The 15,980-nt window shown below is 70.4% G+C and carries 11 protein-coding genes; 2 read left to right on the top strand and 9 right to left on the bottom strand.

Translation table 11 applies throughout. From position 1 onward, the window contains the following. Window positions 1-28: 28 nt before the first annotated feature. Window positions 29-1,141 carry a hypothetical protein gene (locus tag ACIGXX_RS35180; RefSeq protein WP_399981894.1) on the top strand — a complete coding sequence of 371 codons (1,113 nt, stop codon included), beginning with the start codon at window positions 29-31 and terminating at the stop codon, window positions 1,139-1,141. A gap of 27 nt (window positions 1,142-1,168) precedes the next feature. On the opposite strand, the gene ACIGXX_RS35185 is transcribed toward ACIGXX_RS35180, so the two are convergent. The 3 genes from ACIGXX_RS35185 to ACIGXX_RS35195 all read right to left on the bottom strand — a co-directional run bounded on the left by ACIGXX_RS35185 (window position 1,169) and on the right by ACIGXX_RS35195 (window position 5,534). Continuing rightward, entirely contained in the window at window positions 1,169-1,978 is an 810-nt protein-coding gene (locus ACIGXX_RS35185; protein WP_383826022.1) for an SDR family NAD(P)-dependent oxidoreductase, read from the bottom strand. A 128-nt stretch (window positions 1,979-2,106) separates the two neighbouring features. Then, entirely contained in the window at window positions 2,107-3,585 is a 1,479-nt protein-coding gene (locus ACIGXX_RS35190; protein WP_351169497.1) for an esterase, read from the bottom strand. A gap of 167 nt (window positions 3,586-3,752) precedes the next feature. After that, window positions 3,753-5,534 (bottom strand): carbamoyltransferase, encoded by a 1,782-nt coding sequence (locus tag ACIGXX_RS35195; protein WP_399981898.1) that lies wholly within the window; start codon window positions 5,532-5,534, stop codon window positions 3,753-3,755. 131 nt (window positions 5,535-5,665) lie between these two features. Between ACIGXX_RS35195 and ACIGXX_RS35200 the strand changes: the two genes are divergently transcribed. Then, window positions 5,666-6,115 carry a hypothetical protein gene (locus ACIGXX_RS35200; protein ID WP_383826028.1) on the top strand — a complete coding sequence of 150 codons (450 nt, stop codon included), beginning with the start codon at window positions 5,666-5,668 and terminating at the stop codon, window positions 6,113-6,115. 6 nt (window positions 6,116-6,121) lie between these two features. Here ACIGXX_RS35200 and ACIGXX_RS35205 read toward each other — a convergent pair whose 3' ends face one another. From ACIGXX_RS35205 to ACIGXX_RS35230, 6 genes are all read right to left on the bottom strand, one after another. Further along, window positions 6,122-8,089 carry an aminotransferase class I/II-fold pyridoxal phosphate-dependent enzyme gene (locus ACIGXX_RS35205; protein WP_383826031.1) on the bottom strand — a complete coding sequence of 656 codons (1,968 nt, stop codon included), beginning with the start codon at window positions 8,087-8,089 and terminating at the stop codon, window positions 6,122-6,124. Between the two features lies 1 nt (window position 8,090). Then, the gene (locus tag ACIGXX_RS35210; RefSeq protein WP_351169509.1) at window positions 8,091-9,053 is read right to left on the bottom strand and encodes an NAD(P)-dependent oxidoreductase; all 963 of its coding nucleotides are present in this window, start codon (window positions 9,051-9,053) and stop codon (window positions 8,091-8,093) included. A gap of 15 nt (window positions 9,054-9,068) precedes the next feature. Continuing rightward, window positions 9,069-11,807: an alpha/beta fold hydrolase gene (locus tag ACIGXX_RS35215; protein WP_383826034.1), complete on the bottom strand. Its 2,739-nt coding sequence runs from the start codon at window positions 11,805-11,807 to the stop codon at window positions 9,069-9,071. 153 nt (window positions 11,808-11,960) lie between these two features. Further along, entirely contained in the window at window positions 11,961-13,124 is a 1,164-nt protein-coding gene (locus ACIGXX_RS35220) for an acetyl-CoA carboxylase biotin carboxylase subunit family protein (protein ID WP_383826037.1), read from the bottom strand. Between the two features lie 357 nt (window positions 13,125-13,481). Continuing rightward, window positions 13,482-15,020 (bottom strand): alpha/beta hydrolase, encoded by a 1,539-nt coding sequence (locus ACIGXX_RS35225; protein ID WP_361467364.1) that lies wholly within the window; start codon window positions 15,018-15,020, stop codon window positions 13,482-13,484. A 212-nt stretch (window positions 15,021-15,232) separates the two neighbouring features. Continuing rightward, a complete protein-coding gene (locus ACIGXX_RS35230) occupies window positions 15,233-15,928 on the bottom strand; it encodes a DUF4232 domain-containing protein (protein ID WP_351169521.1) in 696 nt (231 codons plus the stop codon). Window positions 15,929-15,980: the final 52 nt, after the last annotated feature.

Here is a 15,980-nt window from a genome sequence, read left to right on the forward strand (position 1 = left end):
CGAGACGACCTCAAGAAGGGCCCCCTTCATGCGAAGACGCCTCTTTGTCCGTGGACTGGCCGTCACCGGCGCGGGATTGACCCTGCCCGTGCCCTTATCCGGCGCCGCCACCGCCCGGCCCGCCACCGCTGCCGCCCAGGCCTGGCAGCAGGTCGCCGCCCCGGGCGGGCGGGAAGCCGCCCACCTGCTCGCCGTCGCCGCCACGGGGCCCGGACGCGCCTGGGCCGTGGGCGAGCAGGGGCGCAACGGAAGCACCCTCGGCACCCCGCTCGCCCTCAGCTGGAACGGCTCCGCCTGGTCGCCGACCGACCTCTCCCACCTGGCCCACCGCGGCGGCCTGCGCGCGGTCGCCGCCGATCCGGGCGGCGCCGCCTTCGCCATCGGCACGAATACCGCGGGCCACGACCAGCTCCTCGCCTGGGACGGCACGACCTGGCGCGAGACGGACTTCCCCGGCCGTGGCGAGCCGGGGACGCAGCTGACCGATGTCACGTCCGCTCCCGGCGGCCGGTTCTGGGTGTCGGGGCGGCATGGTGACCGCGCCGGACTGATGCGCGGCGACGGCACGACGTGGCGCTGGTGCCGGCCACTGCCGGACGAGGCCGCGCCCACGCCGTCCGGCGTCCAGGTGACACCCGGCGGTGAGGTGTGGGTCCACGGCGACATCATCGCCCGCTGGGACGGCGCCTGGACGGTGCTGCCCCGCACGCTGGGCATCCGCGCCGCGGTGACCGGACTGCTCCCGGTCGCGCACGACGACATCTGGCTCACCGGATTCGCGTACGGCGTGGGCGGACCGCCCGGCAAACCGCCGGGCGTCACCCTGGAGCACTGGGACGGCGCCCAGTGGTCCAACGTCAAGTCCCCCTTCACCGTGGGCCTGTTGAGCGGCATCACGGCCGACGCCACCGGGCGACCCGACCGGATCTCCGGCTGGGACTTCTGGGACCAGAAGCGCGCCCACTACCTGCGCTGGGACGGCACGGCCTGGGTCAGTGAGCGCGGCCCGGAGACGCCGTCCACCTATCTGCCCCAGGCCATCGCCCCGATCCCCGGAACGGACGGCGGCTACTGGTCGGTGGGCACGACCTCGTTCTCGCCGTACCCACCCGCGCAGCTCCGCGTGGAGCGCTTCGTCTGACCCACGGGCCCGACCCCGTCCGGGCTCCTAGGCGCGCGGCGCGATGCTGAAGTCGAACGCGGAGGTTCCGGGGTCCACCGCCGTCACCCCGCCGTCGACGGTCAGGGTCGCGCCGTTGACGAAGGACGCGGCGGGCGAGAGCAGCCAGGTGATCGCCTCGGCGACCTCCGCCGGCTCTCCCGGCCGGCCCGCCGGGACGAGCCGCGTCGCTTCCTCGTACGCCGCGTCCGCGCCGCCGTCCCCCAGGTGGGCCTCCTCGGCGAACCGGGTCATCCGCCGGTCGGCCATCTCGGTCCGCACCCAGCTGGGGCACACGGTGTTGGCGCGCAGCCCGGCCTTGCCGTAGTCGACGGCCAGGGAGCGGCACAGCTGGAGGAGCGCCGCCTTGGACGTGGCGTACGCCGCGTTGGCCACGCCGTTGCGCAGGGCTGCGACCGAGGCGACGGCGACCACCGAGCCGCGCGCCTCGACGAGGTGGGGAAGCGCGGCCCGCAGCAGGAGGAAGGGCCCCGAGAGGTTGGTGCGCAGTACGGCCTCCCAGTCCTCGTCCGAGAGGTCGCCGACCGCTCCGCTGCGCCCGACCCCGGCGTTGAGCACGAGCCCGTCGATACGGCCGTAGGCCTCCGTGGCCGCAGCGACGAGCCCGGCCACCTCCGCGGGGTCGCCCGTGTCGGCGGGGTGGGCCAGCGCCCCGGTCTCCTCGGCGACGCGGCGCAGCGGCTCGGGGCGCCGCCCGGAGACGACGACGCGGTGCCCGGCCGCGCGCAGCTGCCGGGCCGTGGCGGCGCCGATGCCCGTTCCGCCGCCCGTGACGACGACAACTCGGCTCTCTGTCATGCCTGTTCAGCCTCCGAACGCAGTCGTGAGCACATGACCGTGATCATACGTAGGCCGCTCACGACCACGTTCGGATGGCCTGCCGGATGGCCCGTTCGGGGCGGTCGCGCCGCCCGGGCCGCCGACGCCTACTCGTCGATCGCCGCGCCGAACGCCGCTCCCGTGCCCGGCGCGCCCAGCGACTCCGCCCCGTACGTCCAGGAGCCCGCCGCGGTGATGCCGCCGGTTCCGGCCGACAGGACCCACACCACTCCGTCGCCGGCGTTCTCACCGGGCGCGGCGGCGAGCAGACCGAAGCGGCCGTCGCGGTTCGGGTCCGTCAGGCGCACCTGGGCGCCCCACTTGTCGCCCTTCTCGGCCACACCGGGGATGTCCGCCGAGTTCTGGTCCCACGACTTGGCGCCGTTCGACGTCAGGCCGACGTCCGAGCCGCGCAGCACCCAGGCCGCCCCCGCGTCCGCGACGGTGCCGATGTCCTCGCCCGGTGCGCCGATGGCGACGTCCGCGTAGCCGTCGCCGTTCGTGTCCGCCACGGACAGATCGGCGCCCCAGCCGTCACCGCGCTCGGCGGTGCCGGGCACACCCTGGCTGTCCTGGGTCCACCACTTGGCCTCGTCCTTGAGGCCGTTCGCGTCGCCGTAGCGGACGCCGACCAGGCCGCCGGTCATCGTCTCGCCGCCGTCGTTCGGGGAGTTGGGCTCGCCGGTCACCAGGTCGTCGTAGCCGTCGTGGTTGATGTCGCCGGACGCGGCCACGGGCCCGCCGCGCAGATCGTGCTCGTAGGCGAGGCCGTCGGCGTTCCCCGAGAAGTACGCGGACCAGCCGTGCCCCGGCTCGTCGCCCACGCTCACGCCGGACACGACGAGATCCGCGTAGCCGTTGTCGTCGTAGTCGCCGGTGGTCAGCGACTTCGGCAGGATGTCGCGTCCGTCGGCCGCAGCGGAGAGGCGCTCGGTCGCCTGGCGCCGCAGCGGCGCCTGCCCCTCGGTCTGCGGTGCGGCGTCGTACGCGAAGAGCTCCAGGTCGTCACGGTCCAGTACGGCCAGCACGTCGCCCGGCGTCTCGCCGGTCAGGTGCGCCGCGGCGAGGCTCAGGCCGAACTGCTCGCCCTTGGTGGGCTCCTGGGTCTCCAGCCAGTCGCTGTTCTCCCCGCTGAGGCCGTCCTTCGAGCCCCACAGGATCGCGACGCCACCGGCGTCCGCCGTGTCACCGATGTCCTCGCCGGGGATGCCGACGATCGCGTCGTCGAAGCCGTCCCCGTCCAGGTCGCCGGTGGCGACGGCCGTCCCGAAGCCGTCGGCCGCCTCCGCGGCGCCGGCGACACCGGCCGTCGACTGGCTGAACCGGGCGACGGAGGTGGTGCCTATGCCTCTGGATGAGCCGTACTGGGCGGTGACGAGACCGGCGCCCTTCTGGCCGCTGACCGTGGCCCCGGGGGCTCCGACCAGCACGTCCTCGTATCCGTCGCCGTTGAAGTCGCTGTTGCGGTCGCTGGCGCGCGTACCCCCGGGGGTGCCGGCGACAGCGGACGGGGCGGCGGCGATGCATGCCCCGGTGAGAAGGAGGAATGAGGCCGCGGCGAGGGCGGCCGAACGGTTCTTGCGCACGAGCGGCTCCTGTGAAGGAAGTGGCCGGGCAGGCGCGAGGGTGTCCGGAAAGGGCCCGTTCCTTGTCCGGCGCCCTGTTCGACACCGCATGGGGCAGAAGGGTTGTACGCGACCTTCGTTTCCATGGTTTCGCACCTCGACAGGAGACGTGCCGAGCGGCCCCCGGCTCAGCGCCCCTTCTTGGTGACCACGAACCGGTCGATCACCAGGTAGTCGATCTCGGTGGCCAGGAAGCACTCCAGCGCGTCGCGCGGTGAGCAGACGATGGGCTCACCTGCCACGTTGAACGAGGTGTTGAGGAGGCAGGGCACCTCCGTCCGTGCCGTGAAGGCGCGCAACAACCGGGTGAGCGCGGGGTTCTGCCGCTCGTCGACCGTCTGGACCCGCGCCGTGCCGTCCACGTGACAGGCGCCGGGAATCCGCTCCTGGTACTCCTTGCGCACCGGGAAGACGAACGTCATGTACGGGGACGAGGTCTTCTTGCCCATCTCGAAGACCCGGGGCGCCTCGGATTCGATGACGACGGGCGCGAACGGACGGAAGGGCTCCCGGTGTTTCACCCGCACATTGATGATGTCCTTGATGTCGGGGAAGGCCGGGTTGGCCAGGATGCTGCGGTTGCCCAGGGCGCGCGGGCCGAACTCGGCGCGGCCCTGGAACCAGCCCACCACGTTCTTCTCGGCCAGCAGTTCCGCGGTCCTCTCGGCGACCGCGGGGGCGTCGGGCTCCTCCTGCCACGTGACGCGGTCCGCGTACTGCGCCAGGGTGTCCAGGATCTGCCGCTCGTCGTACGAGGGACCCAGGTACGGGGTGGTGACCGCCTCCGCGGGCCGGTTCCTGAGGCCGGAGGTGTACACGGCCGCGCCGATGGCGACGCCCGGGTCGCTGGCCCCGAAACTGACCTCCATGCCGGTGAACGAGGACCGCTCCAACATCTTCGTGTTGGCCACGCAGTTGAGGGCCAGACCGCCCTCGAAGAGCAGCATGTCCAGGCTGGACGCGGCGCTGAGCGCCCGCAGCTGATGGGCGGTGACGGCCTCGACCATGTGCTGGGCCAGACCGGCGACCTTGACGCGGAAGTCGAACTCCTCGCGCTTCTCGCTGTCGCCGCCGAACAGGGTGTCGAACAGCGCGTAGTAGGCGCCGATGTCGCTGGGGACGGACAGGGTGTAGGAGCCGTTCTCGTGCAGCCGCACGACGTGGTCCAGCAGGGGGTTGTGCTGCGGGGGCGGGCCGTAGGCGGCCAGGCCCATCACCTTGTACTCGTCGTTGTTGGGGACGAACCCCAGATAGCGGGTGATCCTGCCGTAGGCCACGCCGAGCGAGCTGGCCATGTCGACGGTGCCCTCGTCGAAGAGGCGGACCACGCCGTCGCGCAGTTCACCCATGACGGAGGAGAGGGTCTCGGCCCGGCCGTCGCTCACCAGGAAGGCCGCGTCTCCCCCGCCGGACAGGTAGGCGCCGCACATGAGGTGGGCCAGGTGGTGGGGCACCAGGGCGAGCTTGTTGGGGTCGAGCGCGTAGCCGGTGCGCTGGACGAAGTCGCCGTACACCGCCTCGCGGCTGAGCATGCCGGTGTAGAGCTCACCCGTGCGCCGCAGTGCGTCGAACTTCGCCGCGACCGGCATGTCGGCGCCGGATATCCGCTCGATCATCTCCTCGCCCACGGCCGGTGAAAAGCGCCAGGGGAATGCGAAGACGTCGACCTGGTCGAGTGCGACTCCGGCGGATTCCAGGCACCACCTGATCGCGTTGGCGGGGAAATCGGAGGTCTTCTTGACCCGGCTCAGCTGTTCCTCCTCGACGGCGGCGACCACTTCTCCGTCGATGGTCAGAGCGGCCGCGGCGTCGTGACCCACCAGAAGATTGCGGCCGACGCCGGTCGCACCGTAAAGACGTCCGAAAAGTTCCGCACCCTTGGTGAATCCGTTGTAACCGAGCACGATCACAGGCGTTCATCCTTCTCATCGGGACAATTGCTTCTCATCGGACAATGGCGGTGCAGGGAAAGCTACTTGACTCGCGCACCCTTCAGATAGAGTGCCGTCGACGTGCACAGGTGACCGAAAGGATCCGCTTCGTGGGTAACACTTCGTCCACTGACTCCCCTCTGACCAGCACAATCGTCGCCGACGGCTTCGATCGCTGGAGCCCTCCGCTGCACAAGGATTTCGAGACCAATTCCCACAACGGCCGCATCGGCCAGTCGCTGGTCAAAGAGACGGATTCGGTGCGCATCTGGGAGACCCACCTCCAGCCGGGAGAACGCATTCCCGTTCACCGGCACGTACTTGACTACACGTGGATAGCCCTCACCGACGGCCGAGCGCGCCAGCACGCGAGTGACGGCAGCAGCCGAGAGATTTCGTACGTCCGTGGACAGACCCAGCACTTCGCTTTCACCGAAGAGCGTTACCACCTCCACGACCTGAAGAACATTGGCGACGAAGTCCTGTCGTACTTGGTGGTCGAGATGAAAGACGGAGCGAACAAACCCCTTCAATTGCCGGGTGACCTCGCCGGCTCCTGATCCCTCTCACACCGCGGCGGACAGCGCGGCGAGCACCGCTTCGTTCGCGCGCCGGTTGCCGATGGAGATCCGGCAGGTGCCGGGGATCAGGAAGCCGACGTCGGCGACCGTGATCCCCGCGTTGTGCAGCTCCTCCATGACGCGCTCGTGCTTGTGGAGACGGACCAGCAGGAAGTTGGCCTCCGAGGGGAACACCCGCTGCACCGCGGGGTGCTCGGCCAGGGTCCGGGCCATCCGGTCGCGCTCGGCCCGGATGTGCCGGACGCTGGCCAGCGCCCGCCGCGCGTTGGTCAGCCGCTCCCGCACTGCGCTCTGCGACGCGTCGGTGAACCCGAAGGGCACCTGCACCCTGCGCAGCGCGTCGATGATGCCGGGCTGCGCAAGCGCGATCCCGCAGCGCGCACTGGCCAGCCCCCACGCCTTGGAGAGGGTTCTGAGCACGATGAGGTTGTCGTGCTCGGCGACGAGACCGGCGTACGAGGGCTTCTCGCTGAACTCGACGTACGCCTCGTCGATCACGACAAGCCCCCGCGCGCCGGTGACAAGCGCCCGCACCTGCGCCGGATCGAGCCTGGTCCCCACGGGGTTGTTCGGATCGCACAGGATGGTCACCCGCGGGTCGCCCGCCAGGATCCGCTCGGTGTCGAGCTCGGACAGATCCTCGCCGCGCAGGGGCACCTCGAGGAGCGGCAGCCGCAGCAGGCGGGCGAAGTGGGCGTAGAGCGGGAAGGTGGGCGGCGTGACGCACACGGCCTCACCGGGCGAGGCCAGCGCCGCCAGGAGCAGCATGACGCCGTCGACCGAGCCGCTGGAGAAGAGCAGATGGTCCGCGGTCAGCGCGCCGGCGCCCTCGTGGCCGGGCAGGTTCGCGATCGTGGACAGGTAGGTGTCGGCGAGCTCCGCCGTGTCGAGGTGGGGGTACTGGCTCGCGGTGCCCAGGAACGGGTTGGTGTTGCTCGACAGGTCGATGGTGTCGAAGCGCGGCTGGTGGCGGGAGCGTGCCGGACCCGGGACCGGCACGGTCGTGACGGGGTCGGCCGCGAAACGCGACAGCTCCGGCCCCGCTTCCGCTTCCTTCGGGGCCGTGAGGTTGTCGGCGCGCAGCCAGTGGTCGAGGGGGACGAACAGGTCGGCTCCCAGGTCGCGCTTGCCGTGCCTCTCCCCCGGGCCGAGGTGGACCCAGTGCAGCCCGGAGCGCCGGGCGTCGAGGTAGATCCCGTACAGAGCCGCCGCGTGGAGGTCGGCGCCCCCGGCGGGGTCGTCGGGGTCGACGGCCTGCGTCAGGTGGTAGAGCCCCCGGCCGTTGTAGGACGTGGCCGTGAGCACGGCCTGGACGACGCTGTCCCCCCGGCGGCGCACGAGCAGCTGCGTACGGTCACCCAGCGCGCCGTCCGCCAGTGCGTCGAGGGCCTTCGCGTTGTACGGGTCGTGGCCTTGGCCGAGGCGCTCCGCCCGGCGCCGGTGGAGTTCCACGAACGCATCGCGCGCCCACGGCGCCCCGCCCAGCTCGCTCAGAGGTATCCGCTCCCAGGTGAGGTCGCGGGAGAGCGATTCGTGACAGCGGCGCAGGGCGCGCTGCCGGGCGCCCCCGACGCGGGCGCGCAGGAGTTCGTCCACCTCCCCGGTCAGCCGCACGACGCACTCGGCACCGGCGGCGACGGGAACGAACCCGGCCGCCCGCAGCGCGCTGGGATCGTCCGTGCGGCGCACGTGGGGCACCAGGATCTGGGGCACGTCCAGTGCTTTGGCGCGGCGCACCAGCTCATCGACCGTGGATACGGTGGGAGTTGGGGCGGCGGGGTTGTACAGGGCCGCTCCGCCGACCAGGGTGGGGCGCTCCAGCACGGCGGGGTCCAGGGAGCTGAACGCGCCTCGCCCTGCGCCTAGTTGGGGCAGGAAGCCCACCGGTTCGGGGGACCCGAGGGCGGCGCTCAGCACCTGCTGGAGCGCCTCTGCGTCTGTGGGCCTGCGCATATTAGCGCTCCCCTCCCTGCTCCGCCGCCTGCTCGCCGGCGTACGCGTCGATGCGGTCGCGGTACTCCTCGAACAGCTCGGCCAGGGTGCGGGCGATGCCCGCCTTCCAGCCGACGGAGCAGTCGCCGATCAGGCCCCGGCGCACGTCGTGGTCGAAGATGGCCGTCTCGCGGCTGTAGTCGCTGCGGTCCAGCTGGAGAGGCACACCCGTGAGCGCGGACATGTACTCCAGCAGGTCGGTCATGCCGACCTCCTCGTCCCCGCCCCAGTTCACCACCCGCGCGGGGGTGTGCGCCGCGCCCCACAGCAGCGGCACCTGCCGGACGAGGTCGTCGGTGTGCAGCAGGTTGCAGTAGTTCTGGCCCTGCCGGGGCACCGCGCACGGCTGTCCCCTGCGCATCTCCTTGAACAAGATCATGGGTACGCCGCCGTGGCCGTACGGACCGTAGGCGATGTTGAGCCGGGCGATCACCGTCGGCAGGCCGAGCGCTTCGGCCAGGCCCCGCGCCACCCCCTCGGCGGCGAGCTTGCCGACGGGGTAGGTCGGCAGCCAGGGCACCGCCCCGCCCACGGCGTCGTTCTCGCCGTAGCGGTGGGTGCTGTCGGCGCGGTTGTAGACCACTCCGGAGGAGACGTACAAGAACGCCTCGGCGCCGGAGCAGTGGGTCATCAGGCGTGCGGTGCCCGCGGCGTTGACGCGCGCGGTCTCCGCGAAGTCCTTGCCGTCGCCCCGGTGCACCGCCGAGTGCAGGACGTGGGTGAAGTCCCGTGGCAGGTCGGTCAGTTCGTCGGCCGCCATGTCCCAGGTGAAGGTGCGGGCGCCCATCTTCTCCAGGGCCTTGCGGGCGGCCGGGTCGCCGAACCGGCCCAGGCACCACACCTCGTTGTCCGGGGCGAGCGCTTCGGCGACGGGCATCGCGACCTGTCCGGTGCCGCCCGTGACGAGAATCTTCTTGCCTTGCATTTCCGGTGTCCGTCCTTAGCCGAGCGCTCGGGTCAGTTCATGCCGCAAGGTTGCCTGGAAGGTCTGTACGTGCTGCGGGCTCATCAGGGTGTAGTGCTCGCCGTCGACCTCGATGTACTGGTTGGGGTTGCGGGTGAAGTCGTCCCAGTGCCGCAACTGGCCGTCCAGCCATGCCTGTTTGGTGCCCTTGAGCGGGGTGCAGTAGAAGACGCGTACGTCGTCGACCGTCCCCGAGGGTTCGTAGGTGCGGCCCAGGTGCACCATGTTCTGCGCCAGGTGCACCCAGGTGGTGAACCGCTCGACGGTGAGGTCGAGTTCGATCAGGCGCCGTTTCGGCGCCCGGTCGACGAGGTGGGCCAGCTGGTCGGCTTCGGGCAGGGGGCGCAGGGTGGCGGTCAGCCCTTCGATGTCGGCGGCGGCGATCAGTTCGAGGAACAGCGCCAGGTTGATCGCACCGTCGGTGAAGGTGATCTCGTTCATGCGGCCGGAGATGCTCGGCGGCAGGTTGAACACGCCCACGAACTTGACCTCGTCGCCGTCGGCCTCCAGCCGTTTGGCGATCTCGAAGGCGACGGCGCCGCCGTAGGAGTAGCCCGCCACGGCGTACGGGCCGCTCGGCTGGGCCCGCCGGATCGCGTCCACATAGGTGGTGACCATCTCGTCGAACGACGTGAAGTGGCTCTCGCCCTGCCCGAACCCGCGCGCCCGCAGCGCGTAGAACGGCCGCTCGCCGGTGAAGTACTTGGCGAGATTGACGAAAACCAGCACCTCCCCCAGGCCGGGATGGACGCAGAACAGCGGCGTTCCGTCCCCGGTGACCTGCAGGGGCACCAGCGGGTCGTAGGCACCGTCCCCGCCGGCGCCCTGCGCGGCGGTCAGGCGGCCGGCCAGGGCGCGCACGCTGGGGGCCTGAAGGAGCGTGGACATCGGCACGTCGTCGATGCCGAACTCGGTCTGTATCTCCAGTTTGAGCCGCAGCACGTCCAGCGAGGTGCCGCCCAGGTCGAAGAAGCTGGCGGTCGCCGGGACTTTCTCGCTGTTCAGTACGCGCGCGTAGACATCGGCCAGGGCGATCTCGACGTCGCCTTCCGGCGCCACGTAGCCGCCCAGGAAGCGGGTGCTCACCGCGTCCGACCGGCGGGCGGCCTCGTCCAGGGCGCCCTCCTCGACGGCCGCGCGCAGCCGCGAGCGTTGGATCTTGCCGAGGTTGCCGCGGGGTATCTCCGCCTCGGCGACGGGCAGGATCAGCTGGGGCCGAAAGCCCCAGTGCATCACCGTGGAGCTGCGGATCGCCACGAGGGCCCGGTAGACGGCCGAGTCGTCGGCCGGGTCGCCCGCGGGGACGAACGCGACGGCGAGCTGTTCGGAGTCGGCGCCCTCGGGCCGGATCGGGAAGGCCGCGACCTGCCCGCGCCCGACCCCGTCCAGCTCGTCGAGGACCGCTTCCAGGTCGTGGCTGTAGTAGTTGACGCCGTTGACGATGACGGAGTCCTTGGTCCGGCCGACCAGCGTCAGCCGGCCCCCGGCGTCCAGGCACCCCAGGTCGCCGGTGCGGAACCAGCCGTCGGGGGTGAACGCCTGGGCGGTGGCCCGGTCGTTGCCGAAGTACCCGTCGGTGACCATCGTGCCGCTCAGCTGCACCTCACCCGGGTCGCCCGCCGTGGGACCGTCGGTGGAGGCCAGCACCGTGCCGTTGCCGTCGACGATGCGGATGCGCAGTCCCCGCACGGGACGGCCCAGCGGAGGGAACTCCGTCTCCAGGTCGCGGGTGGCGAATTCACGGTTGAAGACGCTGCCCGCGCACGTCTCGGTCATCCCGAACGCGGGCACGATCACGTCGCGGCGCAGTCCGTAGGGGGAAAGGGCGTCGAGGAATGCCCGGACGGTGCCGGTCACGGTGGCCTCGCCGCCGGAGATGATGTGCCGCACCTGCGAGAGGTCCAACTCGTCCAGTGGTACGGGACGTTGGGCGAGAGCCTGGTTGATCTGCCCGAACAGGAAGTTGGGCGTGAACGTCACCCTCACCCGGTGGGCCGCGAGCAGCCGGAGGAATTCCACCGGGTCGGCGAGGACCGTGGCCGGGGTCGCCATGACCTGGTCGGCGCCGTTGAACATCGGCAGCAGGTTCGCCTCGATCGCGGCGATGTGGTCGGCCGATATCCAGTTCAGCGAGGTGTCGTCGGGCCCCAGGTCCAGCGCACCCGCCTTCCCGGCCTGCGCGGCGAGGAGGTTGGCGTGGGTGAGCCTGACCGCCTTGCTCGCTCCGGTGGACCCGGAGGTGAGCATCAGGACGGCGAGATCGTCCGGGGCGGGCGCATGCGGCTGACCGGGCTCGGCGGAGGCGTGGCTCAACTCCTCGACCGTCACGGCCCGCAGGCCGATGTCGGGCAGGTCGCCGTGGGACTCCTTGGACGTGATCACCAGGGGGTCGCCCAGGAGTGTGCGCAGGTGTTCCAGCTGCGCACGCCACCGGGCGGGGTCGGCCGGCGGCGCGACCGGGCAGGGCACGACACCGGCCAGGACGCATCCCCAGAAGGCCCGGAAGAAGTTCTCGGGGTCATGGGCGGAAATGAGCACCCGCTCGCCCGGGGAAGTGCCGTTGTCGCGCAGCCCTTGGGAAATCCGGCAGGCGCACTCCCGCAATTCCGCGTACGAGAGGAACGAGCCGCCGATGAAGGTGATGCCTCGCGATGTGTCCCGCGCCGCTCGCTCGAGCAGCTGCGGGAGCGTCGAGACATGACGTTGGTCCGGCATAGGGATGACGACCTCCGATCAGAGAAAAGCACCATGGCTGAGAACCGGCTCAGGCCTGGGCGCGCCGCGGCGCCCGAGATGACGTGCCGAGCTCGGGATTTCTCGCAGATCCAGAATTTCTCGCAGAAACCGCCCGCGGGTGCGGGACTTGGGTCAGCCGCCGACCTCGTTGAAGCGCACGATTTCGTCGATCGTCTTCTGCAGCTTCAGTTCGTCCGGGTCGGAAACGATCGCCTGTCCGAAGCGACCGTAGGGCCCGATGGCCCCGTCGGGCGAGAGAGGATATTCGATCTCGTCGAAGGTGAAGTTGCGCTCGAAATCCTGCTGGGTCAGCGTGCCGTCGCTGGAGCGGCGCAGGAGCAGGTATCCGTAGAACCGCTCGGGCGTGCCGTTGTCCGGGATATCGGCAGGCTCTTCTCCGAGGGCCAGGCTGATTTCCACGTCGAAGAGGTCGACGCCGAACGTCAATTGGTTGACCTGCGGGGACAGTGCCCCGGGGAGGCGGATGGCGCACTCGCCGAAAGTCAGTCCGGCTTCCTGCGCGAACGCTTCCATGTGGAAGACGCAGTCAGGGGCGTCGAGGCTCTCCAGCGCCTGCCCGGCGAGGGCCTCGGCCTGCTGGAACAGTTCCGGGTGGAGCCTCTTGTCCAGGATGTGCGCGGACAGGATGCCGCCCTCGACGGCGCTGAGCGGCGCGATGTGGTTGCTGCTCAGGGACGACCATCGCAGGCGGCCGCCCCTCCAGATGCCGTCCATGTAGACCTCGGGGGCGTCGACGAAGGACTCGGCGACGATCTCGACGTCCGACCGGCTCGGGAACATCTCCAGGGCGCGCGCGTACTCGTCCGAGGAGCGGACAACGGTCGTGCGCTGCGATCCGGCTCCGGTCGCCGGCTTGATGACGAAGACGTCTCCCAGGTCTTTGGAGAGCTCCAGGAACGACGTGTCCTTCGATACGTAGCGACAGCGCGCCCGCTTGACGTGCGGTGGAAGCCTGCTCTTCTGGAGGTACTTGTCCCGGAAATAGAGGGCCGCCTTGGAGTCGGCGTTCCCAGGAAGATGCAACTGCTGCCGCAAATAGGCCGCCGCAAAAACGCCCAATTCATGGACGGTGAGCACACCTGCCACATCATCAATATCGGCGGCGAGTACCGCTCTCAATACTTCCTGGACGTTCTCCATGTCGGCGACACGTTTGAAGCGCCGCCCTTTCGGCGCATTTGCGGGCGCCTGAACGATATAGCAGACGTCAAGTCCTCGGCTCTGGAGCGCCTGATCGAGGTCGCCCCTATATCCGATGACAATCACCGTCGGCATGCTTGTCTCCCCGTATTAGAGCTAGCCAACCAACACGGTGCATCGTGTCACACGAGATCCAGCCATGTGGATATGCCCAAGCATGATCATTTCCCTGACGAGATGTGATTTAACTCACAAGTAAAGCTTTAGTCGAATGGGCATGAAATGGCCCGCGCCGACCCTGTCCGACGAGACGCATTCATGGGACACGGTCGGCACACAGACGATGAATTCAGCCGGTACGGGAAAACAGGACCCATATGGCACCGCATATGCGAGATGAGACAAGAAGGTCCATGCCGTACGTGAACCGGAGCGGGCCGCGGCACTCGCCGCCGCCCGCTCCGGGTGACCGTCAGGAGGTGGTACCGGTGCTCAGCCCAGGGGCCCCGGCGCCGGCAGCGAGGACGTCACCCGCCGCTCGCCGGGGGTCGCCCGGCACGTCACGTCGGCGGCCGGGAGCTTGCCGGTGGCCAGATAGGAGTTGGCCGCAAAGTCCGCGCACGGGTTCGTGCCGTACACGCCGTGCCCCTCGCCCTCGTCGACCGTCACCATGCGCGAGCCCTTCATCTGACCGTGCAGGGCCTGCGCGGTGACCAGCGGGGTCTGCGAGTCCCATTCGTTCTGCACGATCAGCGCCGGGACCGTGTTGTTCACCTCGGTGGCGGGCTCGACAGGCCGGTCCCAGAAGGCGCAGGGCAAGACACCGGAGGCGAAGTCCCCGTACAGCGGGTAGCGGTCCGCGTCACGGATCGAGTCCCTGCGGTACGTCTCGGGATCGCGCGGCCAGGAGGAGTCACCGCACACCACGCTGACGGTGGCCGAGACGTCGGGCTCCGGCGGGGGCTCGGGGAGATCCTGGGCCTTGGCCCTGCCCCCGGCGGCCTCCTTCAGCCGCACGACCTGCCGGGCCGCGTCGCGGACGGTGAAGAGGTTCGGTCGCACCTGCTCGCGCACCCCGGCGCCGTCGAGCGGGACGCCGTCGATGACGATGGGGTCGCGGTCGGCCCTGGCGACCAGAGCCCAGAAGCTCTTGCCCACCTCGGCCGGTGTGTCGCCGAGCCGGTACGTCGCGTCGCGCGCGGCGGTCCACTTCGTCCACCGCTGGAACGCCCGCTCGGCCTCCGGGGCCCAGATCCGGAACATCCCGCGCCACATCAGCTTCGGGTCGATGGCGCTGTCGAGGACGAAGCGGTCGGCCCGCCGGGGGAACAACTGCGTGTAGACGGCGCCGAGGGCGGTGCCGTACGAGACGCCGTAGTACGAGATCTTCCGCTCACCCAGGGCCGCCCGCAGGACGTCCATGTCGCGTGCCGTGTTGCGGGTGGTGATGTGCGGGAGCTTGTCCCCCGCCTTCGCACGGCACTTGTCGGCCACCGACCTGGCCAGCGCGACGTTCTTGTCGAACGTCCGCAGCGGGCGCAGCAGCACGTTCTCCTCGGGGCTCAGCCCGCACTGGACGGGGGTGCTCCGGCCGACTCCGCGCGGGTCGAACCCGATGAGGTCGTAGCGGTCCTTCACCTGGCGGGGCAGCTGCCGCTCCAGCTCCAGCGGCATCTCCAGGCCGGGTCCGCCCGGACCGCCCGGGTTCGAGAGCAGGACGCCGTGGCGCTTGCCGGGGGCGCTGGTCTTCAGCCTCGATATCGCGATGTCGATCTTCTTGCCGCCGGGGTCGCGGTAGTCCAGCGGAACCTTCAGGGTCGCGCACCGCAGGGCGGCGGGGGTGCCGACTCCGCACTTCCCCCAGACCGGCTTCTGCCGGGCGTACGGGCGCAGGGGGTCGGCATCGGCTGCCGCGGAGGCGGGCGTTGAGCGGGCCGAGGGGCTTGCTGTGGCCGGCGCGGCGGCGAGCGCGGGGGCCAGAGCCGCCATCACGCTCACCGCGAGCAGCGGGACGAGCGGGCGTCTTTGCATGCGGACGATCCTTCCGATCGGCACTGAGGGACAAGAAGGATCATTTCTGGCGAGCGGGCCGCGCGACTCATCCCCTGAGCCAGAGTTTGTCCAACTCACGTGCCATACAGGTGAGTTGTCCGTACTCCGCTGGTAGGAGTACGGACAGGACGAAGGCCCTGAGGGGCTGGGCCTCACCTGCACCTCGGATCAGTCGCACCGGGCACGACGCCTCAGAACTCGTCTGCGCCGTTGCGCAGTTCGGGGGTCCAGTAGCCGGTCTTCGCGACCGCGTCGTCGACCGCGATGCCGCCCTGCGGCGCGCTGACGGCCTTGCTGCCCTCGGCGGGCCCGTCGGCGGCGAAGAGGTTCACGTTGAAGGAGGTGACGGCGCGGTTCTCCTCGTCGACACCACCGTTGTTGATCCGCACGGCCGCGTAGGCGGGGGCGCCGGCGTTCAGCACCACGGGAGTCGCCGGCTTGCTCTTGGCGACGGCCGGAACGTCCTTGGCGGTCTGGATGTCGCCGAACGCGATCAGCGGGTACTGCAGCAGCGTGCAGGTGCGGCCCGAGACGTTCGTGGCGGTCAGCGTGATGTGCGTGGTGGGCACTCCGTCCTGCTTGGCCGCGGAGATCCGCACGTCGTCGGCGGCACAGACCCGAGCCGCGGCGGCGGGCTTCTTCTTGGCACCGGTCTGCGCGGCGGAGCCGGAACCGTCCGAACCGGAGGTGGCCGAACCTGACACCTCCGAACCACCGGCGTCCGTGGCCGCGTCGCCCTTCGCGGACGAGGCGGCGGCGCCCTTCTGCGACGAGGCCGCCCCCTCGTCCTGCACGCCGCCACCGCCGCCACACGCGGTGAGTGTCAGGCCGAGCGCGGCAAAGGCGGAGGCGGCGAGTACGGCAGGGCGGCGGATGGAGGTACGCATGTGGGGGCTCCCCGATTGAGGTGGTCGATGCCAGGTGCGGTGAACTGGCCTG

The organism is Streptomyces sp. NPDC055243 (assembly GCF_044544025.1).
Classification (GTDB): domain Bacteria; phylum Actinomycetota; class Actinomycetes; order Streptomycetales; family Streptomycetaceae; genus Streptomyces.

Coding starts and splice junctions, on each gene's coding strand:
- ACIGXX_RS35180 (WP_399981894.1), top strand. CDS start 29: ATGCGAAGACGCCTCTTTGTCCGTGGACTGGCCGTCACCGGCGCGGGA.
- ACIGXX_RS35185 (WP_383826022.1), bottom strand. CDS start 1,978: ATGACAGAGAGCCGAGTTGTCGTCGTCACGGGCGGCGGAACGGGCATC.
- ACIGXX_RS35205 (WP_383826031.1), bottom strand. CDS start 8,089: ATGCGCAGGCCCACAGACGCAGAGGCGCTCCAGCAGGTGCTGAGCGCC.
- ACIGXX_RS35210 (WP_351169509.1), bottom strand. CDS start 9,053: ATGCAAGGCAAGAAGATTCTCGTCACGGGCGGCACCGGACAGGTCGCG.
- ACIGXX_RS35215 (WP_383826034.1), bottom strand. CDS start 11,807: ATGCCGGACCAACGTCATGTCTCGACGCTCCCGCAGCTGCTCGAGCGA.
- ACIGXX_RS35220 (WP_383826037.1), bottom strand. CDS start 13,124: ATGCCGACGGTGATTGTCATCGGATATAGGGGCGACCTCGATCAGGCG.
- ACIGXX_RS35225 (WP_361467364.1), bottom strand. CDS start 15,020: ATGCAAAGACGCCCGCTCGTCCCGCTGCTCGCGGTGAGCGTGATGGCG.
- ACIGXX_RS35230 (WP_351169521.1), bottom strand. CDS start 15,928: ATGCGTACCTCCATCCGCCGCCCTGCCGTACTCGCCGCCTCCGCCTTT.